General features: G+C 47.9%; 15 protein-coding genes. 7 read left to right on the forward strand and 8 right to left on the reverse strand.

All coding sequences use genetic code 11. The features are described from left to right. The first annotated feature begins 4 nt into the window (after nucleotides 1-4). Entirely contained in the window at nucleotides 5-1,600 is a 1,596-nt protein-coding gene (locus JZY04_RS13910; RefSeq protein ID WP_005780639.1) for an MFS transporter, read from the forward strand. Nucleotides 1,601-2,083: 483 nt separating this feature from the next. On the opposite strand, the gene JZY04_RS13915 is transcribed toward JZY04_RS13910, so the two are convergent. Together JZY04_RS13915 and JZY04_RS13920 are read right to left on the reverse strand one after the other, a co-directional pair. Next, nucleotides 2,084-3,088, reverse strand: a complete 1,005-nt coding sequence (locus tag JZY04_RS13915) for a class II fructose-bisphosphate aldolase (RefSeq protein WP_005780641.1) — start codon at nucleotides 3,086-3,088, stop codon at nucleotides 2,084-2,086. Nucleotides 3,089-3,267: 179 nt separating this feature from the next. Further along, nucleotides 3,268-4,287: an endonuclease gene (locus JZY04_RS13920; RefSeq protein ID WP_005780642.1), complete on the reverse strand. Its 1,020-nt coding sequence runs from the start codon at nucleotides 4,285-4,287 to the stop codon at nucleotides 3,268-3,270. Between the two features lie 363 nt (nucleotides 4,288-4,650). Between JZY04_RS13920 and JZY04_RS13925 the strand changes: the two genes are divergently transcribed. Further along, nucleotides 4,651-4,902, forward strand: coding sequence for a type B 50S ribosomal protein L31 (locus JZY04_RS13925; RefSeq protein WP_005780644.1), 252 nt, complete (start codon nucleotides 4,651-4,653; stop codon nucleotides 4,900-4,902). Nucleotides 4,903-5,242: 340 nt separating this feature from the next. Continuing rightward, nucleotides 5,243-6,364: a peroxiredoxin gene (locus JZY04_RS13930; RefSeq protein ID WP_122142824.1), complete on the forward strand. Its 1,122-nt coding sequence runs from the start codon at nucleotides 5,243-5,245 to the stop codon at nucleotides 6,362-6,364. On the opposite strand, the gene JZY04_RS13935 is transcribed toward JZY04_RS13930, so the two are convergent. Next, nucleotides 6,324-8,693: an ATP-binding protein gene (locus tag JZY04_RS13935; protein WP_122142799.1), complete on the reverse strand. Its 2,370-nt coding sequence runs from the start codon at nucleotides 8,691-8,693 to the stop codon at nucleotides 6,324-6,326. The two genes, JZY04_RS13930 and JZY04_RS13935, sit on opposite strands and share 41 nt — an antisense overlap. Nucleotides 8,694-8,895: 202 nt before the next feature. Between JZY04_RS13935 and JZY04_RS13940 the strand changes: the two genes are divergently transcribed. Next, nucleotides 8,896-10,422, forward strand: coding sequence for a M48 family metallopeptidase (locus tag JZY04_RS13940; protein WP_005780648.1), 1,527 nt, complete (start codon nucleotides 8,896-8,898; stop codon nucleotides 10,420-10,422). A gap of 109 nt (nucleotides 10,423-10,531) precedes the next feature. On the opposite strand, the gene JZY04_RS13945 is transcribed toward JZY04_RS13940, so the two are convergent. The 4 genes from JZY04_RS13945 to JZY04_RS13960 form a co-directional block, all read right to left on the reverse strand. Beyond that, nucleotides 10,532-13,390, reverse strand: coding sequence for an alpha-amylase family glycosyl hydrolase (locus JZY04_RS13945; RefSeq protein ID WP_122142800.1), 2,859 nt, complete (start codon nucleotides 13,388-13,390; stop codon nucleotides 10,532-10,534). A gap of 174 nt (nucleotides 13,391-13,564) precedes the next feature. After that, nucleotides 13,565-15,163: a SusF/SusE family outer membrane protein gene (locus JZY04_RS13950; RefSeq protein WP_122142801.1), complete on the reverse strand. Its 1,599-nt coding sequence runs from the start codon at nucleotides 15,161-15,163 to the stop codon at nucleotides 13,565-13,567. A gap of 34 nt (nucleotides 15,164-15,197) precedes the next feature. Then, nucleotides 15,198-16,817, reverse strand: a complete 1,620-nt coding sequence (locus JZY04_RS13955) for a RagB/SusD family nutrient uptake outer membrane protein (RefSeq protein ID WP_122142802.1) — start codon at nucleotides 16,815-16,817, stop codon at nucleotides 15,198-15,200. Between the two features lie 11 nt (nucleotides 16,818-16,828). Continuing rightward, nucleotides 16,829-19,837, reverse strand: coding sequence for a TonB-dependent receptor (locus JZY04_RS13960; RefSeq protein ID WP_122142803.1), 3,009 nt, complete (start codon nucleotides 19,835-19,837; stop codon nucleotides 16,829-16,831). Between the two features lie 488 nt (nucleotides 19,838-20,325). Between JZY04_RS13960 and JZY04_RS13965 the strand changes: the two genes are divergently transcribed. Next, nucleotides 20,326-21,336 carry a LacI family DNA-binding transcriptional regulator gene (locus JZY04_RS13965; RefSeq protein ID WP_032531661.1) on the forward strand — a complete coding sequence of 337 codons (1,011 nt, stop codon included), beginning with the start codon at nucleotides 20,326-20,328 and terminating at the stop codon, nucleotides 21,334-21,336. A 142-nt stretch (nucleotides 21,337-21,478) separates the two neighbouring features. Beyond that, nucleotides 21,479-22,795 carry an SLC45 family MFS transporter gene (locus JZY04_RS13970; protein ID WP_044301019.1) on the forward strand — a complete coding sequence of 439 codons (1,317 nt, stop codon included), beginning with the start codon at nucleotides 21,479-21,481 and terminating at the stop codon, nucleotides 22,793-22,795. A 169-nt stretch (nucleotides 22,796-22,964) separates the two neighbouring features. Here the strand turns inward: JZY04_RS13970 and JZY04_RS13975 are convergent, their stop codons facing one another. Next, the gene (locus JZY04_RS13975; RefSeq protein ID WP_122142804.1) at nucleotides 22,965-25,292 is read right to left on the reverse strand and encodes a PL29 family lyase N-terminal domain-containing protein; all 2,328 of its coding nucleotides are present in this window, start codon (nucleotides 25,290-25,292) and stop codon (nucleotides 22,965-22,967) included. 600 nt (nucleotides 25,293-25,892) lie between these two features. Between JZY04_RS13975 and JZY04_RS13980 the strand changes: the two genes are divergently transcribed. Then, a complete protein-coding gene (locus tag JZY04_RS13980) occupies nucleotides 25,893-26,207 on the forward strand; it encodes a hypothetical protein (RefSeq protein WP_234059284.1) in 315 nt (104 codons plus the stop codon). Nucleotides 26,208-26,307: the final 100 nt, after the last annotated feature.

Here is a 26,307-nt window from a genome sequence, read left to right on the forward strand (position 1 = left end):
GCCTATGGTAAAGCTCAACCTCCCTACCCGCCCCTGGGTGCCCCAATGGTTGGGCATCGTAACGATGTTCATCGTCATTTTTCCCATCACCCTGCTCAACGGAGCTTACACAGGCAGTATGATCGAAGTGTCGAACACGCTGGGAGTGATGAGCGAAGATATCACGATGGCCTATTATTCAGCTTCGGTGGGGATGGCTGTAGCCTACCCCATCGTACCGAAAATACGTGCTATAGCCACTTCGAAGACCTTGTTGCTCACAGACTTATTGCTACAGGTTTTCTTCAGCCTGATCTGTGCACAGACAGGCAGCATGGACGTCATCATGGGATGCTGTTTCTTCATGGGATTCCTCAAAGGTTTCGTCATGCTCGAGTTCATCATCCTGATCCGTCCACTCTTCAGTCCCAAAAACATACGAAGTGAATTTTACGCCTACTTCTATCCCATTGTCTTCTCCGGAGGACAGTTGTCAATGGCTATCACGGCACAATTGGCCTATCATTATCAATGGCAGCACATGTACTATTTCGTCACCATCCTCCTACTGGTTGCCATTCTGTTTGTATTGTGTTTTTTTCGTTACGCACAACGTCCCGTCCACATCCCGTTCAAGGAGATGGACGGAAAGAGCATGTTCATCATTGCCTCTGCCTATCTGTTGACACTCTATACCTTCACTTATGGCAAAACACTCGACTGGTTCGCATCCCCTAAAATAAGAGTATACGTATTCATCATCCCTCTCCTGATAGCTCTTTTCATCTACCGGCAACGGACACAGCCGAAGCCTTTCGTCAGTCTGAAACCACTTACTCTGCATAAATCCATCATCGGATACGGCTTCATGGTACTCGCCATGTTTCTGACAGCCACCAGTTCACTGGTGACCAACTACATGAACAGTATTATCCGGGTAGACAGCATTCATGCCAATTCACTCAGCCTGTGGCTGTTGCCCGGCTATGTCGTGGGAGCGATTATTTGTTTCTGGTGGTTCCGATGGCAACGGTGGCGGTTTCGCTTTCTGATTTCAGGCGGCATGTTCTGTTACGTCATTTATCTGGCAATTCTCTACTTTGGCATAACCCCGTATGGCACTTACGAAATGCTCTACCTCCCTATTTTATTCCGGGGAGTGGGCATGATGGTCCTGTTTATCGCATTCGGCGTTTTTGTCGTCGAAGATTTAGACCCGCGCCTGACACTGTCCAACGCTTTCTTCCTGATTTCCTTCCGGTCGGCACTGGCACCGGTCCTGTCGGCCTCGTTTTTCAATAACATGCTCTATTATCTTCAGGTGAAAGGCATGAATGTTCTTTCGGAAAATATGACGCTGACCAATCCAATAGCCGAACAGAAATATAACCAAGCACTGAACAGCGCCCTGGCACAGGGGCACGAATTCAGCGAAGCCGGCCAGTTGGCAACCAACAGCCTGTACTCCACTTTGCAACAGCAATCTCTGTTACTGGCACTGAAAACACTGATCGGTTATGTGCTGATACTGGCACTGGTGGTTGCAGTCGTTGCAGCTTTTATCCCTTTCCATAAGACATTGAAAGTGGCTGTCGTAAAGACGGGAGACGATATGGTATAACGAACGAGGAAAGAATAAAGATTCCTCCGGCAAATATGTAGTTTGACAACCGTCCCGATAAATTTGATAATCAACAGATTATATTTACCAATATTTTTCTTTCAATGTAAATCCATTTATCCCGGTATGTAAAGACATTATCTCCGGTATGTAAAGGCTTTTATCCCGGCATGTAAAACCATTTACCCCGGTACGTAAAACCATATCCCGGCATGTAAAACTTTGATAAGCCAGTCCCGAAAACCCGGTGAATTTGATTATTCACCACAGAAGAGAATAACGTCTCACAGAGGAGAATTTCTCTCCGGAACCTTTCATAAACAAAAGATGAAAACTCTGTGCTTTCTGTACCCTCCGTAGTGAATCAAAACCCGAACCGGATGGCAACCGGATTTTCGGACCGGCCTAAAAAAAAGCCACTCAATCGCTTGAGTGGCTTTCCAAAAATGTAAATTAAATAAACATGAACAACATCATGTTTTTTTATTCAGCCAACTTATTGTCTGAACCCAGCACATTGATGATTTTGTGCTTGTAGAGTTTTTCCATGTTGTCGCGAGCCGGTCCCAGGTATTTACGTGGGTCGAACTCAGCCGGTTTTTCTGCAAATACCTTACGGATAGCAGCAGTCATAGCCAAACGAGAGTCTGAGTCGATGTTGATTTTGCAAACAGCAGAAGCAGCAGCTTTACGCAACTCGTCTTCAGGAATACCGATAGCAGCTTTCAGCGCACCACCAAATTGGTTAATGGTTGCAACTTCTTCTTCAGGAACTGAAGATGATCCGTGAAGAACGATAGGGAATCCCGGAAGTTCTTTCATTACGCCATCCAATACGTTGAATGCCAACGGAGGAGGAACCATACGGCCAGTTTTCGGATCGATGTGGCACTGTTCCGGAGTAAATTTATAAGCACCGTGAGAAGTACCGATAGAGATAGCCAATGAATCGCAACCTGTTTTAGTTACGAAATCAACTACTTCATCCGGTTCAGTATATGTGTGGTGGTCTGAAGAAACTTCATCTTCTACACCGGCCAATACGCCGAGTTCACCTTCTACAGTTACATCGAACTGGTGAGCGTAGTCAACAACTTTCTTAGTCAGAGCAACGTTTTCATCATAAGGAAGGTGAGAACCGTCGATCATTACAGAAGAGAAGCCTGAGTCGATACAGCTTTTGCAAGTTTCGAAAGTATCTCCGTGGTCGAGGTGCAAAACGATTTCAGGTTTTTTGCAGCCCAATTCTTTTGCATATTCTACAGCACCCTGAGCCATGTAACGCAACAGTGTAGCGTTAGCATACTGACGAGCACCTTTTGATACCTGCAAAATAACCGGAGACTTAGTTTCTACAGCAGCCTTGATGATAGCCTGCATCTGTTCCATATTGTTGAAGTTGAATGCAGGGATTGCATATCCACCCTTGATAGCCTTAGCAAACATATCTCTAGTGTTTACCAGACCTAAATCTTTGTAATTAACCATTTTGTTTAAAAGTTTATTGTTAGTGAATCAAAAATTCTACGCAAAAGTAAGAATAATCCTTTGAATAGAGAAACCGTCGGACGGAAATATCCGCCCGACGGGTGCAATTCAATCCTATTTCAATTTATTTCCCATCCTTTAAGAGCCGTTTGTAATGTCTACGTAGCAAATAAAGGGTTTTATTGTTTCCTCATATATATTATGGTAGGCAAGTGGTCACTGTAACCGTCCAACCATACCTTACCGCCGTAGGTGCGCAACGGTGAACCCTTGTATCTGCCCTCCTGCTGGAACAGGTATTCACGCAGAAAGACTTCGTTATGATCATATTTCAGTCCTTTTGCAGCCTGAAGCAGACTGGGTGAAATAATAATCTGATCGAACAGATTCCATTTGCCGCGATACAGCAAAGTGCCGACTCCTTTATCTTCCAGCGTCACCCACCAAGGATTATAGAGGTCATCCTCCGTCATATCTTCGACGTGTTTCTTAGCTCCCAGCACGGCAAGGCTCTGATCCATCGGGTCGTCGTTAAGATCACCCATAATAATCAGTTTCAGGTCTTTGTCCGAACGCATTAACGAATCCTTCAATGCCTTCACCTGCATGGCGGCATGCATACGCACAGGCTCTTCCGCCCCACGGGATGGCCAATGGTTTACAATCATACATACCTTATCGCCTGCCAGTTCACCACCGACGATCAGGAATCCACGGGTCTTGTGAATCGTATCTCCTTCGAACGGAGTGGAAAGAACCAATGCCGTCGTACGGGGAGTAAACTGTTTTGGATCATACAGCAACGCACAGTCGATTCCCCGTTTATCGGGTCCTTCGTAATGTATGTAGCGATAACCTCCCGCAGCCATTTCCGGTTGGCGAATCAGGTCTTCAAGTACATTCCGGTTTTCAACCTCGGCCACCCCAATGGCGGCAGGTCCGGCAGGTACTTTATCGCGCGATAGTTCACCCAGCACTTTGGACAGTTTTTTCAGTTTGGAGTGATACTTCTCCGAGTTCCATCCCTTAGCAGCATCCGGCAGATATTCATAATCGTTTTTTCCGGCATCGTGAATGGTATCAAACAGGTTTTCAAGATTGTAAAAGGCAACGCTGTACAGCCCGTCTTTGTGCTCCTGCGCACGGACACCGACAGACAGCAACACTAAAAAGCCGAATGCAATAATCAGTTTCTTCATAATTTTGTTTTAAGTTTGATTCACGACAAAGCAACACAGAGCCTTAAGTTCTTGTTATCAGGATATTGGAAAGAAGAAAAAATCTCTATAAGACTCTGTGTTGCCCTGTGGTGAATTTAGTTCATTTCTTAACTATTTAATGTCCTTTTGGGATTTCAAACCAGCGGGACCTTGACTTTAAACCAACGGATTTTCTCCGTCAACCCTGCAAAAGTCTTAAAAAAAAGCGAGAATACGACTTTTTTTCCGAAACTTTTTTCCTAAGAAACAAAAAAGCATTATCTTTGCGCTCTGAAAAATGACCATTACACTATTCTTACCAAATAGTAAAACGATATAATAATTTAAAAAACAAATATTGAAATGAAAAAAGGTCTTCATCCTGAATCATACCGTCCGGTAGTATTCAAAGATATGTCAAACGGTGATATGTTTTTGTCTAAATCAACTGTGGCAACTAAAGAGACCATCGAATTCGAAGGTGAAACTTATCCGTTGCTGAAAGTCGAAATCTCAAGCACTTCTCACCCGTTCTACACAGGTAAATCTACATTGGTAGATACAGCCGGACGTGTTGACAAGTTCATGAGCCGTTACGGTAACCGTAAGAAATAATCAAACGGACTTCCGATTGATAAAAATAAGCTGCCTCCGCAAAGGAGGCAGCTTATTTTTTTGCCCGTTAGCTACCTTTCAAGGATAATTATCCAAACAACGACCTGTTTTAGTTTATTAACTATCAAAACACGTCGCACAACTAAAACATTTAGTTAATTTGTCCCAACCAACAAAAGTTACCCAATTCCCCCTCCCCCCTTAAGTAACAAAGAGACTGAAAGAGAGTGGAGCCGGACGAGAGTAACCGGATAATCACAACCCAAAAACGGAGGAGGGAGTAACTATGAAATATCAACGAGTATGGCTTTTATTTTTGTTTTGTCTTTCTTTCTGGAATATGAATGCACAACATTTCGTTATCGAAGGGCAAACGAATGGATATATCCCGGACGGCTCCATTCTTTATCTGGGACATTGGAACGGAATGGGCCCGACCTTTTGTTTCACATCCGATGTTGTCCGCAACGGTACCTTCCACCTGGAAGGAGAAAGAAAGAAAACACCGGATCTCATCTACCTGTATGGAACGGAGAAAGCAATCGGCACACTTGGCCTGCGTTTGTGGGTCGGTGATGATACGATAAGGATATCCGCCAATTCGGAAGTACCCGAAACATGGATTGTGAAGAACAATATGCCACAACAATCGGAAGAAGATTTATACCGGCAATTGAAGGGAAAGGACAACATGGTAATGACGAGCCGGATGAACAGCAGGCAATTATGGGATAAATCTCTTTCGCCGGACAGCATCCGGATACTATCGAGCCAGATGATACAGAATGATTTACCCGGACAGATTCGTATACTCAACAATCTGCATGAACAGCCGCAGTTGACAGATGTCGGCTTAGTGTGGCTGTTTTTAACGAGTGCTTATGCCTCCTGGATGACAAGCCCGGAACATCTCCGCACAGGGAAAGAGACCTATGCCAAACTAACAGGAAAACAAAAACAAACCTATTATGGGAAATTAATCAAATCTTGTTTTTACCCTAACAAAGCGCCCGAAAGGGGAGATCAATACATAGATGCAGAACTGACCGACCTGGAAGGAAATTCCTGCAAACTGTCAGATTACCTGAATAAAAACAAATACATTCTGCTGGATTTCTGGGATCAATATTGCGCACCTTGCGTAAAATCTGTTTCCGGATTAAAAGAACTGGCATCTTCGTGTCCGGACAAACTGGCGATTATCAGTATAAATGTAGGCAGTCGTGAAAGTTGGGAAAAGGGTAGCCGGGATTTTCTATGGGACAACCTCAGCGACGGGCAGGGACTGGCAGGCATTGCAGCTCGTTACGGAGTAAAATCCATACCATTTTTTATCTTGATAGCGCCGAATGGCCGGATAGAAGAATGCTGGAAAGGCTATGCCATACACCGCTCCCATATGGAAGAAGAGATTATGGAAATCATCCTTCCGAATTCCTCATTAACGGAAGCACCAGAGTAAAACGACTGCCTTTTCCGACCTGAGACTGCACTTCGACACGTCCGGACAGCCGCGTGGCAATCACCTTGCAGATAGACAATCCCAATCCGGTGCCCTGCGCAAATTCATCCGCTTTATAAAAACGGTCGAAAATGGCGTTCAGGTGTCCGGTGTCGATCCCTTTGCCGGTATCTTCCACATAAATGCCTACTTCGGCCCGCCCGGGATCCACTTCACATCCCAGCGTAATGCTACCCTCCGCAGTAAACTTGTTCGCATTGCTGAGGAAGTTGGAAATGACCTGTATCAGGCGGAGCTTATCCACTGCCACATACACAGTCCAGCTATCGTCCATCTTCAACCGGAACTCTACAGGAGGATGGATGATCACCTGATGGGTACGATAAATTTCAGAAACAATCTTCGCCAGGTCATACCGTTCTATGACAAATTCCTGATTATTGGAGTCCAGTCGCGAAATATCCAGCACATCACTGATCAGCTTGAGCAACAACTCGCTGTTATGATTCACAATTCCGATCATATCCTTCTTCTCCTCCTCGTCAAGCTCCCCGGCCGTCTCGTCTACCAGGATGTTGGTGAAACCGACGATGGCATTTAGCGGTGTACGTATTTCATGGCTCATATTAGCCAGGAACGACTGCTTCAGTTCAGCGTTTTCCGCAATCTCTTTCGCCCTGATCAGTTCGTCCTCCCTTCGTACCAGTTCCTGTACATTCTGGATGACACCTGCTATCACCAATTCTCCCTGATTATCCTTCAGGCTGTCGCAACGGCATTCAAACCACTCGTACCCTGCCTCATCAAAGCAGAACCGCAGCCGCTGCAGAGCCATCACCTGCAACTCTCTCGTCTCCCTGAATAATTTCTCAATGCACTTCATGTCATCGGGATGCAGAAACTTTAAAAAATGCCTGAAAGCATAGTGCCGGCATTTGATACCGGTAAGTTGTACAAAGTTCTCGTCCAGATTCAGCTCTCCCCTGCGTATATACCACAAAGAGATATTTCCTCCCGAGGTGGAAAGAGACAAATGCTCGTGTGCGCTCTTCAAAGCCTGTATATCTTCATGTTCACGACGGACTTTGCGCCGGATGCGCAGCAGGGCAACGATCAAGCCAACAAACAGGCAGACAAAAATAACCCCGGAAGCATACATTTCCCGGCGATATTTATCGTAGAAAGGCCGATTGAGTATCTTTACATTCTCCGGCACCGTGCCCACGTCGAAAACCTTAAAAGCAGAAAAGGGGGTCCAGTCCAATACATATTCCTTGGCAAGCTCCCGGCGTTTAGGCTCTTTGGCACCATTCCCCGACCAAAGGCCTTCTACCAAAGAAGCTACGGCTTCCGCCGATATTTCATCGGTAGCCATATATCCACCCACAATGCCGATATTTTCGTTAAAACCCTCACGGATGCAACTGAATGAAGGAATATTCAGCGTACGGGAAACAGGCATGGTAGAGACATCCCATTTATCCAGCAAGAAAGCCGTATCGTACTGCCGTTCTTCGGGCATGGAGGTGATCCCGAGCAGAACCAATCCTGCCATATAGCGGAAAGGGAACATTCTTATCGTAAAATCCCGGGGTTCTTTATTTTGAGGAAAATAGTCCTGTATGGTCAGATTTTCCTTTTGGGCCATATCATACAGTGACTGATAGATGTTTAAACTGAAAATACCGTTCTGTCTTCTCCACATCACAATATTCTTTTTATCCGTATCATCCAGTAACTTCTTCATTGAACATTTTCCCAGAAAAGTCAGATCCTGATTATAGACCACAGTGATATTGTCACGGTCAAACAACCGTTTCATAAATTCGATGTTCGACTTAAAATCGGGCTCGTCGGAAAGCAAATATACCGGAGCATCCGCATATTGCTTCAACTGTCCCTCGTTGGGAAAATGAATATTACTCAGCACCACAGGATGCTTCCACAGTAAAGGGTGTGCCGACTTCAAGACCGAATAAGCAGCCTGATCTCCCACAACCAGCAGCATATCCACACTATCTTCGCCAACTGTGTTGAGATAATCGCGCATACGTTCCACCTCTTCCTGCTCTCTATAGAATTCACAATTAAGATAAAATTCTGTAATCCGTGGAACAAATCCCCTTTCCTTCAACTCGTCTTCCAGATTCTGCCGGAACTTACCATACCCTATATCATCCGCGGCAAACGAATAAACCAATTGTATATTCAGTTGTATATTCTTCTTCCTCTGTTCCGTCCGCCGACTTTGTGCAGAATACACCCAACCGGCTGTTAAAATCAGAAGAAAGCCGATAACGGCGATGTATAGAATTCTGGAACGCTTCATTAAGACTCTTGCTGACGTTTGTTTTCCCTTTCAATTTTAAAAAGTACAAATATAGACTATATTATTTATATATAAATACAAAGAGGCACATTCTTTATAGGGAAAATCCTATTGCACAATAGGGAAAAAAGCTGTGACAGAGGGAACTTCTTTTGTATCTTCGTAACATCTAAATAATAAATTTACTAAAAAAGATACGACTATGAAACGACTTGCTATTCTGTTTGTGCTTGTTCTGACATCGTGCATCCTGTATGCCAGAAGTGGAAAAGGGGATAATCTCAGCGGTCCTATCGCGCTGAAAGGCGAATTGACGGAGAAATATCAAAACTACTCAAAAGGGACTCCGGTCGTCATACGCGGAGTGCGAAAGATGAGAATTTCGCCCAACGATGCGGTGGGCATCACTTACGGAGTGGAAATCGACGGACTGCAATATCCTATCGGAGAGGAAGAAGCCAACAAAATCATCCGGTTGAAACCGGAAACGGTCCTTGAGTACTGGCAGGGGATTTACCTGTCCCAAGGCATGTACGATTACTACGACCGGAAAGGATACCGCTATGACATGCGGCAAGAGCTGGACGAGGAGTGCCTGGACTATCTGGACAAATTAAACGAAATCAGTTATAAAGACGCTTACATCGAGGATTACGTACAAGCCATTTTTGCCAAAGTCAATCCGGGAGAGGTGGATTCCAAACGTCCGGAACGCCTGAATGTACGCATCATCCAGTCGCCCGAACCGGATGCTTATATGTTGCCCAACGGCGCTATGCTGGTAAGTACCGGTTTACTGTGCACACTCGACTCCGAAGAGGAACTGGAAGCCGTCATTGCCAACGAAATGGTTCACTTCATCCTCGATCATCAGGTGAACAACGTGTCACGTGCCGAAACCCGTGCCAAACGTGCCGCTTTCTGGGCAGACGTGCTCGGTACGGTAGCCATGGCGGCCGATGACACCAACTGGATGTACGGATACGACGAACGGGTGGGCGCCATTGAACTGGCCGCCAGCATCGGAACCATTGCGGCATTGGTCAACGTACGGACAGTAAACCGCCTGGGAATGGATTACAACAGCAAGCAAGAGATACAGGCCGACCGGATTGCAAGAGACTATCTGGCGTTCAAAGGATTGAACCCCGATGCATTATCCTCGGCTATCGCAAAAATAAAAGATTTCTATGGTTCAACGCACCGTTACAACAACCTGACACGATATGACAGCTATGCACGACTGAAAGAACGACTTGCCAAACTGGGAGAAAAAGAAAGCATCCACAGCCATGCTTATCAGAAAGCGACATCGGATATCGTGACGTTCAACGCAGCCATGTACCAGGGAGACAAACGCTACAAAATGGCCGAACAGCTTGTATGCAAGAACATAGACAACAAGGTGGCTTCGGACCACGATTACGTAATTCTGGTGAAAGCACGCATGGCACAGGAAAACACTCCCGAAAGCAATGAATCCTGCCTGAAACTGCTGGAGAAAGCCAAAGAGATCGCTACCGCCCGCAACCTGGACATCAACAAACAGGAGATCCTGCTGCTGATGCGCATGAACAAACAGGTAAAGGCTGCCGATAAGCTGAAGGAATACAGGGATCTGCTGATGCAATACCAACAGCAGAACGCACTCGGTTCGGAAGAATCCGGATGGATCGGTGAAGAGATGAACTGGACAGAGAAGATGCTGTCGAAGATCAGCCTGCTGTAAAACCCAGTCACCAATATTTCAAAGGGTGTAGCCATCCGACCGCCGTGGCTACACCCTTTGCTGTGTATGGCTACACCTTCCGGAACAGAGGGTGTAGCCCTTTTTATAATCAGAAGTTAGTATAGACGCGACATCCATGGGCAGGTATCGTCAGGCCGGTCTGCATCGAGGTCACATGGAGTTTCGTACCATTCAGATACTCCGTCCAGACTCCCGTTGCCGGGAAGGTAGTGATTGCTTCTATCGGCTTAGCGGTGAAATTGCCCACCACCACCAACTTCTTGCCGTTGGCTGCCTCGAGGGTGAGAAAACGTCCTCCGGTCCAGTTGGCCGTCTTCACCAGCCAGGAGAACGTGGCTCCGGGATCAAAGAGTTCAGCATGTTCCCTCCGCAGTTTCAACAGCTTTGCGTACGTATCACACAATTCTTTCCGGGCTCCATTATCCAGATATTCCCAATGCAGGGGTTTCTTACCGGTCCGCCCTCCCTCTTCAATCGATACATCATATCCCATTTCACCAAACTGCCAGACCATCTTAGGCCCGGGTGCCGTGAAAAAGAATGAAGCATTCGTGGCAAGCTGTTTCATACGGGCATTCAGATCCGATTTTAAAGGCTCCCCGCTGTAAGCAATCTGCTTGAAGGCTGTCCGTTCTTCGTCATGGCTTTCCATAAAACCAACCCATCCTCCGTAGGGCATGGTAGTTCCGAAAGTGACCAACGGAGTAAAATCACTGTCCGACTGATAGCCCATTGCCGACTGGCAATAAGCATTGTTCAGGTTGCGCCAAAGCTGCATGCCCTCTTCCGCCAACTCGCTCTCCTCTTTTTCGTCACAGAAATGCTCAAGGATGACGACAGCCTGCGGATTCACTTCACGAATTGCCCCGTTATAATCTTTCAGGATGGCAATACGCGAAGCATCATATTTTCCGGCGGTAGCCTCCGTACTGCTGTTCTGCGTGAATCCCTTCGTCATGTCGAAACGGAAACCATCGATGTGATACTCTTCCAGCAGGAACTTCAGATTCCGTTTTACAAATGCACGCACCAAGGGCGATTCATGGTTGAAATCGTGGAAGACACCGTAAGGATGGGGCTCTTTCACATTAAACCAGGGGTTATCGGCTGCCGTACGGTTGTTTTTGGTATCCCAATACAAACGGGCAAAAGGATGCGAACCACTGGCATGGTTGTAGACCACATCAAAAAGGACAGCCATACCCGCTTCGTGGCATTTATCGATGAAAGCCTTATACATGCGGTCCGTACCGTAAGCCTTGTCCAGAGCGAAATAGAAACAAGGATTGTATCCCCAACTGTCGTTTCCGTCGAACTCCTGCACCGGCATCAGTTCGACGGCATTGAAGCCCAGACTTTTCAGATACCCTATCTTCTCCATCGCCCCGTTCAGGTCGCCTGTAGCAGTGAAGTCGCGCAACAACAGTTCGTAGATCATCAGGTTCTCTTTATCGGGTATCCGGAAGTTTTTGACCTTCCAGTCATAAGCATCCTCCCGTATCTTGAACACAGAAGCAATGCCGACAGCCCCCGAAGGATACTCTTTCGCATCGGGATAGGTAGAAGAGGAAATGTATTTATCATTATCCTGATCGAGTATCTTACGGCTGTAAGCATCGGCCAGACGAAGGGTCTCCCCTTCCCTCGTACCTACATAATACTGAAAAGCATATTCACGGGCGGGCTGAAGTCCGGTCAGCGTAATCCACCAGCACCCCGCAGCGTCATCCCGGTTCATCTGGCTGTTGCTTTCATTGCTCAGCTTCCAGTCATTAAAGTCGCCCACGACATGTGCAAAGTCCTTATGTCCTCCCTTTTTGTCTTTATCATACAGCACCAGTGTGACAGTCGACGGGTCCACCGGATTGATGCCTTCCTGCAAACCGCCGGGCATGGAGGCATATTTGACAGCCGCCGGCTCAAAAGGTTTGTACAAACGATCGGTAACAGTGACAAACGAGTCCCCGTCCAGTCCCTTTTTGCTGCCGTCGGCACTGCGGATGACGATGCCCAGCTGCCGGACCGGAGTCTCGCCCGAATCGAACCATTGGCGTATCGAAGGCTCCAGCGTAATGCTCCAGATATTATCTGCCACCCGGTTCATTTTGCACTTGTCCACATTGGTATTCCAGTCCGCAGGCACATGCATCCAGCTCCCTTCCGACACCACTCCCGCATGTACATAAACATCACCCGTATAGTCATAAAGCGGAGAATCCTTCGTTGCTTTAAAGTACAGGGTCAGTGGGAGATCGGCATCCGGAGCCCCGGGCCGGAAACTCAGCCCGTCGTCACAGCTCCCCTCCTGTGTGATCCGGAGCTTTTCCGAAAGGCTGCCGCTCCTGATCACAATCTCTCCTTCACGCCCAGCCGGCCCCTGATTGGGAGCCACCGCAAAAGTCAGGTTGGCAGACACCAACCCGCGGGTATTGACCTGAGAAATCCAACTGCGGCCCGCTTCCGGGATTTCGACCTCAAATGCGATATTGGCTTTTACTTCCACCTGCACATTTCCTCCTTCTTTGCCTATTTCGAAGCGGGAGGCCGTCAGTGTCAGCGCATCTTTCTGCTTTTGTGAAACGGTAAAGCTCTTTTCAATTCCTCCTGTCACCAAGGTCAGTTTCACGCTCCGGCTGTCATAACCGGTGTTTTCCTGTGTACTGACAGTGACGGAAGCGTCGCCCGCCCCACCCGAAGACGGAGTCACCGTACACCAGTCTGCCGCCGTACGTGTATCCGCACCGGTCAGCGAGATCCGCCACGGACGCCCTGCCGAAAACGACAAAGTCCGTGTTCCCGAAGCAGCGGGAAAGTCAATGCCTTGCTCAAAATAAGTTTCACTATCAGACGAAAAGATCAGAGAATCGGTTTCTTCTTCATCCGACGAACAACCGAAACCAATCAGCGGAAGCAGGAGAAGCAGAAACGGAAAAGATAAATATTTCATAGATTAAAAGGTATTATTGTATATAAAAAGAAGAGAGGGGTATATAAAAATTCACCACAGAGGGTACAGCGTAACACAGAGTCGATTTTTATGTCACTGATTATCGACATGAATACTCTGTGTTACCCTGTGTTCTCTGTGGTGAGAAAATTACCTGTGGTAAAAAAGACAGGATTATTTCTTAGTCATGGTAGCCGTTTTGGCATCCGGATTCAACACAATGGTATAAGTTCCGGCTGCCACCTTCATATTGTCACCATCCTGAGTCAGTGCTCCCAGAGCGCCGCCCAGATTGACAGTCCATGCACCATCCCATCTGAACTTCATCTCACCGGCCACCAGAACAACATCCACCGACCAGAGTTTGGTTGCCGGATCATAATTCATCAAGGTTCCTTTATCCCATCCGCCGGGCGTGGCGTCACCGATCACTTCCCATCCGGTCTTGGTCAACGAAGCTGTCAGCTTCTTCATATCGGCACCTACCCGATAGTAACCGGCTGTTTCAATCTTGATGTTATCGCCGTCGCTGGGTTTCACAGTAAATGTCCCTACGTTCTTATCTCCATCCCAACTGATAGGGTCCATCATACCGATCCATACCCCGGCATCCCAGAATTTGAATTTGGTATCGGCATCGAAATAGTGTGTCCCGGTATAGATAAAGTCGCGGGCGGCAGACACTACTTTGTAGCAATCGTCTTTCTCGGCATCCCATCCCTGATAGCTTCCCGGCAGCGCCATTTCCGCACTGGACAGTTCAACGGTGGTTTCCACCATGCTATAAGAATATTTACCGGCATTTGTCAGATTCAGGGTAATCACGTACGGGCTGGCTTTCAGCACCTTGAAGTTAGTAGGCCCTGCCACCAGTTCGCCTTCAAGCTCAGACTCCTTACCGGGCACTGCTCCGTAGTTATCGGAATCCCAGCTATTGTTCGACCTGAATTTAAACTCTTTGTCAAGCAACGGAGTAGTCACCGTCCATAAGCGGGTAGTGGCATCATAATCCATTTGCGTGTCCTTATCCCAACCACCGGAAGTAGCGTCTCCCACCACTCCCCATACAAGGGGTTCGGTCTGTTCTACCTTACCTTCGGCATCTACTTTGATTCCGTAAAATCCTTTTTTCGCAACCGTCAGGTCCTTTGCCAGAACCTTGGTAAGATCACTTCCGTCCACAATGGCATACGAAGCGCCGTCCGCGTCAAAGTTGGCATATCCCTGATATACCCCGTCGCCATCCGGGTCGCCCAGGAGGTAAGCATTCATATAGTCCCAGTCGGGATAACCCACGGCTACATAAGCAAATTTCCAGTCAACCGCATTCGGATCAAAAGGAGTAGCCTTGAAAGTAATCGAGTTCGAAGCCGGATCAGCTGTCAAGTCATACGCCTTAGAAGTCAGCGTAATCGTAAAGTTATAAGTCTGTCCCGGATAAGCGCCCACTTTGGCCATCATAGCGTTCATCTGCGCATTGGTAAACTTCAGGACGGTAGCCCCGGTTTCACCTAATAAAACGGTTTTCGCATTCGCGTCATTCGTCAGCGTAACGTCATAGTTCACCACTGCCTTCACTCCATAGTCCGCCGGCGTCCATTTAATCTCGGGGAACTCCGCCGCAGCATTTTCATCGTTGAAAGTAAAGTCGCTTTGAGAGAAAGGCTCAAAAGCAGAGGCTTTCTGCAACTCCATGACGGGCGACTTCTCGTCTTCGCAAGCCGTAAAAGCCAGAAGCCCTAACAACAGTGTATAGAAATATATTTTTTTCATAATCTTATTCGTTGTTTTTAATGGTCATTCGATTTTAGTATCCTTCATTCTGCTTGAGATTCGTGTTAGAACCGATATCGTCTGACGGAATCGGGAACACGTTGTAGAAGCTCTCTACAGCCTTACCTTTGGCTGCACCGCCCTTCCAGGGCCATACATAACCGGCAGTAGTAAACAGTCCGAAACGTACCAGGTCCGTACGGCGTTGTCCTTCGAAGAAGAATTCACGGCCCCGCTCGTCAATGATGAAGTTCAATGTCAAATCGGAATCGGAGATAGGAGCCAGCGTTTTATCACTGTAAGCTCTTTTACGCAGATCGTTCACATAACGGAGAGCAGTAGCTCTGTCGCCACCCTGACCGCCTCTGAGCACAGCTTCCGCATACGTCAGGTAGATCTCACCCAGACGGAAGAGCGGGAAGTCAACATAAGCTTCCTTAGAAGGAGGCAGCGTTCCGTCCTTGTTCACATTGAAGTATTTGGTAACAGGAATACCATTATTCTGGAATGTATTTTCGTCAATAATTTCAATACTGGTTGTCAGATCGGTACGAAGCATTGCCTTACGGGTATCCGCATCGCTGCTGCTCTCTTTAAGGAACAGGTTGTAGAGTGAAGATTTTGCCCTCACACCCTGCCATGCTCCTTTGGCGTTGACTTCATCCTGAGTTGCCGTAGCCCCCCAACATAAGAAGGCGGTCATACCACCCCAGGTCATCGTCTGGTCGCCTTCATAGCGTACCGGGAAGATCATTTCGTTAGACAAGTGATTGTCTGCCTTGAACATATCCACATAAACAGGTTCCAACTGATAGCCCACTTCGATCACCTTCTTTGCATACGTGATACATTCGGTGTATTTGTTCAGGCCGACGTAAGTCTCCGCATTGAGGTACAAGCGTGACAAGAGTGCCCATGCGGCAGCCTTGTTGGCATGTCCGTAGTCCTGGTTGTATCCCACTGCCGGTTCCAACATATCTTCCACACACTCAGTCAGTTCTTTCTCAATCCAGTTGAACAGGTCGGCAGCCATGATCTGCTTCGGCGGAATGCTTCCGATCGGGCTGTTTTCGTCTACAAACGGTACATTGCGATACAGGTCGAGCGCATACTCATAGCTCAGTGCACGCAGGAAACGGGCTTCGGCACGCCATGTCTTGATCGAGGCTTTCAGTGAAGCGTCGCAACCGCGGGCATCCAGTTTATCTTCGGTCGTTTCGCGCAGATAGGCGTTGGCTACGTTGATCTGATAGAACAGGCGGTAATATGAACCCTTGATCCACGGACTGGATGCACCCCAGGAGATGTGGTTGAATTCAGGGATACCGGGGTCGTTCCATGCACAGTGTGCGATGTCTGAAGGCAGATCCTGCATATTCCACAATACACGGAGGAAGGAAGCCTGGCTACCGCCGTCGATACCTACCACATCCTGATCGGAGTCACCTCCGCTGTTACCACCGATGGCCATACCCGCATAAATCTTAGCAAGGCTCTGTTCATAAGCTAAAGGCTCGTTCCCGAAAACAACGTCGGAAACCAATTCGTCTTTGTCCAGTGGAACCGTATCGAGGTCGTTCACACAAGACGCTACTCCTAACATCATTCCCAGCAATGCACAGGGAAGAAGATATTTAAATTTTATTGTTTTCATGTTTTACAGATTTAAAAATTGAGATTAAGGCCGATCATGAATACACGGGGGCGAGGATAGATGTTGTTATCGATTCCTTCACCACTGATTTCCGGATCCAGTCCCTTGTACTTAGTGATGACAAACGGATTCTGTACCGTAGCATATACGCGTGCACTCTGTTTATCATTGAAGAGCTTGTTGAACGTATACCCTAAAGAGATGTTGTCCATACGCACGAACGAAGCATTCTGAACGTAATAGCTCGAACGGTATTGAGCGTTCTTGAAGTCGGTGCTGCGGGCAGAGGTCAGACGGTTCTTCAGGAATCCGGTCTGGTCATACATATTGGCGCCTTCGTATGCTTCACGGTTGGACTGTACGTTGTTGTAAACATAGTTACCAAAGCTACCGCGCAAAGCAAATGAAAAGTCCCAGTTTTTATAAGAAAGTTGTGAGGTCAGCCCCATGAACACGTCGGGAGCAGCTTTCTTGAAGCAGATCAGGTCGGCGTCGTTAATCTGGTTATCGCCATTCTGGTCTACATAGGCACCTTCGATAGGTTTACCGTCGGGACCGTAAATCTGCTCGAACACGTAGAAGGAGTTGAATGCCTCGCCTACCCGGTGGATCAGGGCGTTGTATCCTGTACCACCGTCGATACCGCCATGGATGACACCGGCATAGTTGGGGTCGTCATTGAAGGTCATCTTGGTGATCTTGTTCTTATTGTAAGAGATGTTGTAGCCGATGTTCCAGTTCCAGTCTTTGGTTGAAACGGCATGGGCATTGATGCTGAATTCAAAACCCTTGTTCTCCAATGTACCTACATTGGTCAGCAGTTGATTGCTGAAGTTGGTTCCGGCAGGGGCCGTAACGGTGTTCAGCAAGTCCTTCGTTTTACGGAAGTAATAGTCGATTGTACCCGTGATGCGTCCATTCAGGAAACCGTAATCGATACCTACGTTCCAGGTAGTGGTTTCTTCCCACTTCAGGTTCTGGTCGTAAGGTTGCGGAGCAATCAGAGAGTATTCGGTGTCACCGAAATAATAGTTGGCACCTGCCTTGGAGTACATATAGCGGGCCATATACGGATAATCTCCGTTACCCAGGTTCTGCTGTCCGGTCACACCATAGCCCAAACGCAGCTTCAGGTCCGAGATAGCGTTCACATTCTTCAGGAATGACTCCTCGTTCAGTTTCCACGCCAGTGCAACGGACGGGAACAATCCCCAGCGGTTGTCCGGGCTGAAACGTGAAGAACCGTCGTTACGCAAGGTGAATGTCACCAGATAACGGTTCAACAATGTATAGTTGAGACGTCCGAAGAAAGAAACCAGGTAGCTTTCGCTCGCATAGTCATCCCCCTTCTTATAGAATTCTTCCCCGGTCTTCTCTGCATAAGCGGCCGAGTAGGGATAAGAGTTGGTAGTCGAATTATAGAAATGCTGCCAGGAGTAACCTGCCATGACGTCGATGTAGTTGACTCCGAACGTATTGGTATAGTTCAGGTAGAAATCGAGCAAGGTGTTGCGCTTCAACTGTGTATAATGGCTGTTTTCACCAAAACCGCTTTTGAAGTTACCCGTACAGTAACTCAACGGTGAATTGTCGGCGATAATCACGTCACCCTTACTCTTCGATACGTCATAACCTAAATTCAGGTTAGCGCGCAGTTCGGGCAGGAAGTGGAATTTATAATCGATCTGCGCATTGCCGATACTGCGGTAAACGGTCGATTTATCATCTTTCTCTTCAAGCATGGCAACAGGGTTGGCCAGACCGATATCAATCGGAGAAATCTTGTCTCCCTCCTGCTTCATATACATAAAGTATCCGTTTCCATAAGGGTTGCCTTCCATATAGACAGGCTGTGTGGGGTCATACTGGGTAGCCAGACCGATAGCTGCACGGTCGGCAAAACGGTTCTTGTTGTACACTCCCTTCACATTCAGCTGGATGTTGAGCTTCTTGTCGAAGAAGTTGGGGTTCAGGTTAATGGCACCTGTCAGACGTTGCATGTTCGAAGTCTTCAGGATACCGTTTTCGTTTGTATACGCCACAGACACACGATAAGGCATATGCGGAACGGCTCCGGATACACTTACATTATGGTCGGTGCTGAAAGCCGTGCGGAATATTTCATCCTGCCAGTCGGTAGAGGTTTTGCCCAAAGCGTTGGCCTGAAGACTATTCTCGCCAAACTTCTCGATCACGAAATTACGGAAATCGTCTGCCTTCATCACATCGACCGTATTCGACTTCGTACTGATAGAGAACGTGCCGCTGTAGTCCACCTTCACGCGTCCCGACTGTCCCTTCTTGGTGGTAATGATGATAACACCATTGGAGGCACGCGAACCGTAAATAGCAGTAGCAGAGGCATCTTTCAGAATCGTAAACGTCTCGATGTCATTGGGGTGGACGGTAGAGAGCGGATTGCCCATACCTTTGATTTCGGTGTTATCGACAGGCACCCCGTCAATAACGATCAGCGGGTCGTTGCTGGCCGACATGGACGAACCTCCGCGCACACGGATCGTAGCCCCGGCTCCCGGAGCGCCGCCATCGGTAATCACGCTGACACCTGCGGCCTTACCCACCAACAGGTCGGAAGCCGAAGTAGCCATACCTTTTACCATCTTGTCCGCATCGATTGCCATCACCGAGCCGGTCACGTCATTCTTCTTCACGGTACCATAACCGATCACCACCGCTTCCTGAAGCATCACCGCGTCATCTTGGAGGGTCACCGTCACACTGGGAGCAGCTTTCACTTCAACCGGCTTGTAACCGATGAAAGAAATTACAAGAGTTGAATTTTGAGGAACACTCAGAACAAAGTTTCCGTTCAGATCGGTAATCGTACCGATAGAAGAATTATCCTTCACAACCACATTCGCGCCGATTACGGGTTCACCCGTTGAATCTTTCACATGTCCCTTGACAGAGACTTGCTGTGCATAAGCGCTCAATGACAAGAATAGCCCAAACAACAGGGGCAGAATCATACGACAGATTCTAAGATTAACTTGCTTCATGCATTTAAAAATTAAAGTTAACAATATAAATATTAATATGATTTCTAAACTTTACATAGAGAATGAACGACTCCATTCCCGTTCTTGATTACGTAGCAAAAATAGTATATTAAGCGACAGCCACTTATTTAATGTCCGACAAATCCGCTCCCGCAACTACGCAAACGATTGCACCGTAAAAGCGGGGTTATAGCACATTGTCACCGAACTTTTTAGCCTCCTTTACACTATTTTTGTATCATATTAAACAAATCCGTAAATACATTGGTTTTGTTTTTATATAAAATCATTTACCTTTGGGTGAAAAACGAATTATTCACCACAGAGGGACACAGAGTTTCACAGAGATTAATCAGCTGCGCTCTATTTGTTTTCAGACAACAGAACAGATGAACAAATAAAGGATAGTATATCCTTTGGTTCTTATGTCTAAAAAAAAACTCTGTGCCCTCTGTGTCCTCTGTGGTGAATTTCAAAACCAATCAACCATGAATAAACCGCAAATCACGATCAAAGACATCGCCCGCGAACTGGGAGTCTCCCCCTCCACCGTATCGAGGGCCCTGAAGGACAATCCCGACATCAGCCAGGAAACAAGGGACGCTATACATAAGTACGCGCGCGAACATAATTATAAGCCTAATGTATTGGCACTGAACCTGCGCACGAGCCGTTCCAACACCATCGGGGTCATCATTCCACAACTCGTGCACCACTTTTTTTCGTGTGTGCTGAGCGGCATCGAGGAGACGGCGGCAAAAGCCGGATACAACATCCTGGTGGCACAGAGCAACGAAGAGTATGAACGGGAAGTGAAAATCGTCCACTCTTTTCTCGCGGCACGGGTTTGCGGGGTCATCACTTCCCTGGCCAAAGACACCTCCCAATACGACCATTACCAGGAGTTGCTGGACAATAATATCCCCATCGTGTTTTACGACCGTATCTGTACCGGAATCAATACCGAACGGGTGGTGGTGGACGATTACGCGGGCTCGTTTGCGGCGGTGGAGTATATGATACAGACCGGATGCAAACGCATCTTTTTTTACAGCGCCGCCCCTCACCTCGAAATCTCCAAGAACCGGCGGAACGGTTATCTGGATGCCATGAAGAAGTACCGGATTCCGGTAGACCAGAGCATGATCAAGCTGTGTGATACCCGCGAGAAAGCAATTGCCATTACTCCCGCCCTGCTGGAAGGCCCCGACCGTCCGGACGGTTTCTTTGCCATCAACGACGAAACAGCATCGGGCATCCTCTATTCCTGCAAACTGGTGGGACGGAAAGTGCCGGACGAAGTGTCCATCTGCGGGTTCACAGACGGAGCCATTGCCCAAAGCACAGACCCGAAACTGACCACGGTAGAGCAGCACGGCGAGGAGGTAGGCAAAAGTGCCATCAGGCTTCTGATAGAAAAACTGGAGGGAAACGATGAAGGAAAAAGCAGCAACAAAATCGTGCGGACCAACCTGGTGGTACGAGGAACAACGAAATAAACCGGGTTCACCACAGAGGACACAGAGGACACAGAGAAGATTTTCTCTTAAAATAATCCGACAAACAAGAGATTAAAACTCTGTGCCCTCTGTGTCCTCCGTGGTGAATCCATTTCTAACGAAATCATTTATCATAAATATCATGAAAGTAAAACCTGACTTAAGTTTTTGGAAGCTGTGGAACATCAGCTTTGGTTTTTTCGGCGTACAGATTGCATACGCACTGCAAAGCGCCAACATCAGCCGCATATTTGCCACATTAGGCGCCGATCCGCACAGTCTGAGCTATTTCTGGATACTCCCTCCGTTAGCGGGAATCATCGTACAGCCCATCATCGGTTCGGCAAGCGACAAAACCTGGACACGCTTCGGGCGGCGCATCCCTTACCTTTTTGTAGGTTCGCTGATCGCGGTGCTCGTGATGTGCCTGCTGCCCAACGCAGGCAGTTTCGGCATGGCAGTGGGCACGGCGATGACCTTCGGACTGGTGTCGCTGATGTTCCTCGATACTTCGATCAACATGGCCATGCAGCCTTTCAAAATGCTGGTGGGCGACATGGTAAACGAGAAACAGAAGGGACTGGCCTACTCCATCCAGAGCTTCCTATGCAATGCCGGCAGCCTGGTAGGTTATCTGTTCCCGTTCATCTTCACGTTTATCGGCATCAGCAATACGGCGGGCAAGGGGACGGTACCCGATTCGGTGATTTACTCGTTCTACATCGGTGCCGCCATCCTGATCCTGTGCGTCATCTACACCACGGTAAAAGTGAAAGAGATGCCCCCGAAAGAGTTTGAAGAATTCCACGGTATCACAGCCGACGAAAAGAAAGAGAAAACCGACTTCATCTCTCTGCTGAAGCATGCCCCGAAAGTATTCTGGACGGTAGGCCTGGTACAGTTCTTCTGCTGGGCGGCCTTCATGTACATGTGGACGTATACCAACGGTGCCATCGCAGCCACCGTATGGGGCACCACCGACGTGCAGAGCGCAGGCTATCAGGAAGCGGGCAACTGGGTAGGCGTGCTGTTTGCCGTACAGGCCATCGGCTCGGTCATCTGGGCAGTGGTGCTCCCCCTGTTCAAGGCACGCAAGCAGGCCTACGCACTGAGCCTCGTGCTGGGTGGCGCCGGATTTATATCCACCCTCTTCTTCCACAACGAATACCTGCTGTTTGCCTCCTACCTACTGATCGGCTGCGCCTGGGCAGCCATGCTCGCCCTGCCGTTCACCATCCTGACCAATTCTGTTTCGGGCAAGAACATGGGCGCTTACCTGGGATTGTTTAACGGGACAATCTGCGTTCCGCAAATTGTAGCGGCACTCGTCGGCGGAGGCATCCTCCACCTTGTCGGCGGACATCAGGTGAACATGCTGGTATTGGCGGGCGTACTGCTGATCGTGGGAGCCGTTTGCGTCTATTTCATCAAAGAGACGGTGGTGCATCACGAAGGGTAAGCGGAAGAGGAGTGTGTGTCGAAACCCACCACAGAGGACACAGAGTAACACAGAGGCGATTTAAAGTTGTTGATTATTAATAAAAAGCCTCTGTGATACTCTGTGTTCCTCCGTGGTGAAAAGGGTGCTGACACATCTTCCTCTTCCGGTCACTCAACCTCGCCTGTCACTATCGGGATATGATCTTAGCGTTTTCGTCATACTGATAAGGAACGCCCGATGCAGCCCGGTTCATATCACTGACCTTACCGGTGACAGGACCCGCGATAATTTCCACATCGGTCAGCGTCAAACCGGTTTCATCAGACCCGGTCCCAAATCCATAGGTTCCTTTATTGCAAGTGGTATAGCACCCGGTCATTCGGGCTACTCCATCATAGAGGGTATATTGTCCGAACAGTCCGCCTACATTATCACCATAGCTGCCGGTCGTGCCGACGGTTCCCGTAGCGTAACAAGCCTGTATAGATTGCGTAGATTGCTGTTGCTGTGAAGCGCCGATAAGTCCGCCCAAATAATTCTCCCGCTCATTGGTAGCGGACGACACGTCCCCCGTGGCGTAACACAGCACAATGCTTTGTGTAGCGCCATTCATCCTATTGGCCCCTATCAGCCCTCCCAAGTTAACTGGGGCGTTTCCATCGTAAGTAACTGTTCCGGTAGCATAACAGGCCATAATCGTCTGCGCGCTAAAATTACCGAAGTTTCCCCCGATCAACCCACCGGCAAAGGACCCTCGCACACCGGTCAGAATTACATTGCCCGTGGCAGAACAGTCCGTAATGGTGACTTGCTGGGCCATACCTATCAATCCGCCCACAGCATTTTCGGCAGCCACAGCACAGGCAGCCCTGCTATGAAGAACGGTACCTGCATTGACATCCCCTATCAATCCGCCTACAGCACTCTGTCCGATAATTTCTCCGCCAAGCACCGTACAAGATTCTATATCACTGTTTTCCGTCACTCCTATCAGGCCGCCGATATATCCACAATTCTCACCGTTAACTTCTATATCCGTCACCTGACAACCGGTAACCGTACTGCTCCGGGCTCCTCCGATCAGTCCGCCTATATGCTCCCTTTGAAGCACCTCGAATTTCGGAGATTCAATCCGGATATTCTTTATCTCCGCCGACACAGCGTAGCCCACTAATCCGTAGTAATCAAAGACATCCGCTTTTTCTATTTTCAGGTTCGACACCGTATGATCCTGTCCGTCCAGCACACCGCTGAAGCCGGGCGAACCGTCTTCCCCTCCGATAGGCGTCCAGCGGGTTCCGTTCAGGTCGATGTCCGCTTCAAGCCTGAAATGCCTGCCGCTGTACGCATCGCCCCGGTTCACACTGTAGGCCAGCCCCATCAGGTCCGCTTTGTTCCTGATCCGGTAGGGTTTGGCTGCCGTACCGTCATTTTCGGCGTTCTTCGTCAGGCTCAGGAGGTAGAAGGTGCTGTGTCCCGCATTGTCCGTAGCCATCAGCGTCACGTCATTCTTTCCGGTGATGGCGGTGGCGTCGATCTTCCTGTTTGTCTCGTCAACAGTCACAAGCCACCCGTCATTGGTTTGCCTGAACAGCGATACACGCACTTTACCGGCATCTCCCTTTATTTGATAGGTGATTCCGTCCATCTCGTCCATGGCGATGGCCCGGCTCAGGTCTATGGGAGTGGTCCCCGAAAAGAAATCCAGTCCCAGCGCGATATACTTAGGGATGCGCAAAGTGGGGTTGTCCGTCAGATCGTCCGGAGTGTTATCAGACAGAATGAACACGACGTAGTCCGGATCCGAATTGTCCATGCCCGCGAAAACAGCGTCTTTTCCATCGGTTCCGTTGGTTCCGTCAACCCCGTCAGTTCCATTAGTTCCGTTATCGCCGGATACTTTCGTCCATGTCCCGCCGCCATCTACCGAAAGATACACAGCGTCCGCTCTGTATCCGTCCCCCAATTCCGACCCGGTTTTCAAAGTCGGGGAAATTGCCTTATCACCTTCATCACCGGTGGTACGTATCTTGTCTCCATTGGCATCCGTCATCCAGGCCGGAGCACCTGTGCCCGTCTGCACGGTCCAGTAGTACAGGCCGTCGGCGGCTTTGGCCACTCCTATAACCGGGCTTACTCCGTTGACTCCGTCCTTGCCATCTTTGCCATCCCCACCGTCTTTGCCGTCTTCACCATCTTTACCGTCTTCACCATCCTGACCGTCCTTGCCGTTCTTTATGGTAATATTGCCTCCTTTCGAGAACGTGATGACATACCCCTCTTCTGACGGCATCACCCCGGTCACAAAATCATTATTTTCCAGAGCTTCCACCAATCCTTTCAATGATAGAATCTCTTGGTTTACGGTAGTACACCACTTTTCCAGTTCGGCTACTTTACTTTCCACCTGATCCAGACGCCCCCTTAATTCGGAGTCGTCATAATAGCAAGAAGACACTGCAAATAAGGATATTCCTATCAGCGCAGTTCTAATACATAAAAATGACCTTTTCATAAATATTCAATTATCATATTAACAAAACGAATTAGCAGCCAAATGCTTACAAAGGTACTCTTTGTCGTATTTCAAGACACGGGCACGATATAATCATTTTATTATCAGTACATTGCAAGCTCCAAGCAGTATCTTTCATTACTATTTGTGTTTCAAAAAACGTACGTCTTTTGGCACTCCACTTTTCAAGTTTTAGTTCACATTTCATTGTATCAGCTTTTCAACCTTCTCACCCGATGGTCAAAAATGCCTTGAAACCACGATAAAAACGCCTTTTGACAAACATAAATACATTTTATCCAAAAATATTATTTATAAATTATTTGGATAAACAAGAAGAAGAGACTATTTTTGTGCCAAAAGACGTACGTTTTTTGAAACAAATAAATCAGCATATTCTTCTTATAATCAACAATATATTTCAAACGCCTCCTGACACTCTTTATTTATTAAAGAATGTTATCAAAGCCTCTAAACCGTTCGTTTTTCACTAATATACCTTAATTTTGCAGCCTTACTTATTGTAAATAATAATAAAATTATGAAGAAAGAATTTTTTTTAAATGTGAGGCTGAAATCAACGAAGGAAGCCTGAAATTGGTGTTTGAAGACCCGGAAGAGATTCTGGAAGTATGTAACAAGATTTACTCTACGAAAGAGGATCGCATTGTCATACAAAGAGAAAGAAATCAGTTACTTACGTTTGCTCTCCGGAATGCGGTCAGCCTCGATACCTTCGATCCGGACAAGCCGTTCATCCCCCATCTGACACACCAGCTATGCCGTGCCTATGACTTCCGGAGCATCTACCGTCCTCAACAGTCCGTATCGGAGGAATACATTGAAAGAGAGCTATTTAAGCTCTGGAACGAGATGAAAGAGAAAAACAATGAAGAAACACTCCAGAAGGCGTAGAACGCCTCCGGAGGATTATATGGAAATACGCACCCGAAGCCCTACCTTTGCTGCTACAGAATAGGTTTGAAAGAAAGCACTCAGCACAGAATCAAATCAT

Source organism: Bacteroides sp. 11BF (genome assembly GCF_019633765.1).
GTDB lineage: Bacteria > Bacteroidota > Bacteroidia > Bacteroidales > Bacteroidaceae > Bacteroides > Bacteroides hominis.

What these genes read in the sequence shown, in the direction of transcription:
- JZY04_RS13935 (WP_122142799.1), bottom strand. Translation starts at nt 8,693, where the DNA reads ATGAAGCGTTCCAGAATTCTATACATCGCCGTTATCGGCTTTCTTCTG.
- JZY04_RS13925 (WP_005780644.1), top strand. Translation starts at nt 4,651, where the DNA reads ATGAAAAAAGGTCTTCATCCTGAATCATACCGTCCGGTAGTATTCAAA.
- JZY04_RS13950 (WP_122142801.1), bottom strand. Translation starts at nt 15,163, where the DNA reads ATGAAAAAAATATATTTCTATACACTGTTGTTAGGGCTTCTGGCTTTT.
- JZY04_RS13965 (WP_032531661.1), top strand. Translation starts at nt 20,326, where the DNA reads ATGAATAAACCGCAAATCACGATCAAAGACATCGCCCGCGAACTGGGA.
- JZY04_RS13970 (WP_044301019.1), top strand. Translation starts at nt 21,479, where the DNA reads ATGAAAGTAAAACCTGACTTAAGTTTTTGGAAGCTGTGGAACATCAGC.
- JZY04_RS13930 (WP_122142824.1), top strand. Translation starts at nt 5,243, where the DNA reads ATGAATGCACAACATTTCGTTATCGAAGGGCAAACGAATGGATATATC.
- JZY04_RS13955 (WP_122142802.1), bottom strand. Translation starts at nt 16,817, where the DNA reads ATGAAAACAATAAAATTTAAATATCTTCTTCCCTGTGCATTGCTGGGA.
- JZY04_RS13945 (WP_122142800.1), bottom strand. Translation starts at nt 13,390, where the DNA reads ATGAAATATTTATCTTTTCCGTTTCTGCTTCTCCTGCTTCCGCTGATT.
- JZY04_RS13960 (WP_122142803.1), bottom strand. Translation starts at nt 19,837, where the DNA reads ATGAAGCAAGTTAATCTTAGAATCTGTCGTATGATTCTGCCCCTGTTG.
- JZY04_RS13940 (WP_005780648.1), top strand. Translation starts at nt 8,896, where the DNA reads ATGAAACGACTTGCTATTCTGTTTGTGCTTGTTCTGACATCGTGCATC.
- JZY04_RS13915 (WP_005780641.1), bottom strand. Translation starts at nt 3,088, where the DNA reads ATGGTTAATTACAAAGATTTAGGTCTGGTAAACACTAGAGATATGTTT.
- JZY04_RS13920 (WP_005780642.1), bottom strand. Translation starts at nt 4,287, where the DNA reads ATGAAGAAACTGATTATTGCATTCGGCTTTTTAGTGTTGCTGTCTGTC.
- JZY04_RS13975 (WP_122142804.1), bottom strand. Translation starts at nt 25,292, where the DNA reads ATGAAAAGGTCATTTTTATGTATTAGAACTGCGCTGATAGGAATATCC.
- JZY04_RS13910 (WP_005780639.1), top strand. Translation starts at nt 5, where the DNA reads ATGGTAAAGCTCAACCTCCCTACCCGCCCCTGGGTGCCCCAATGGTTG.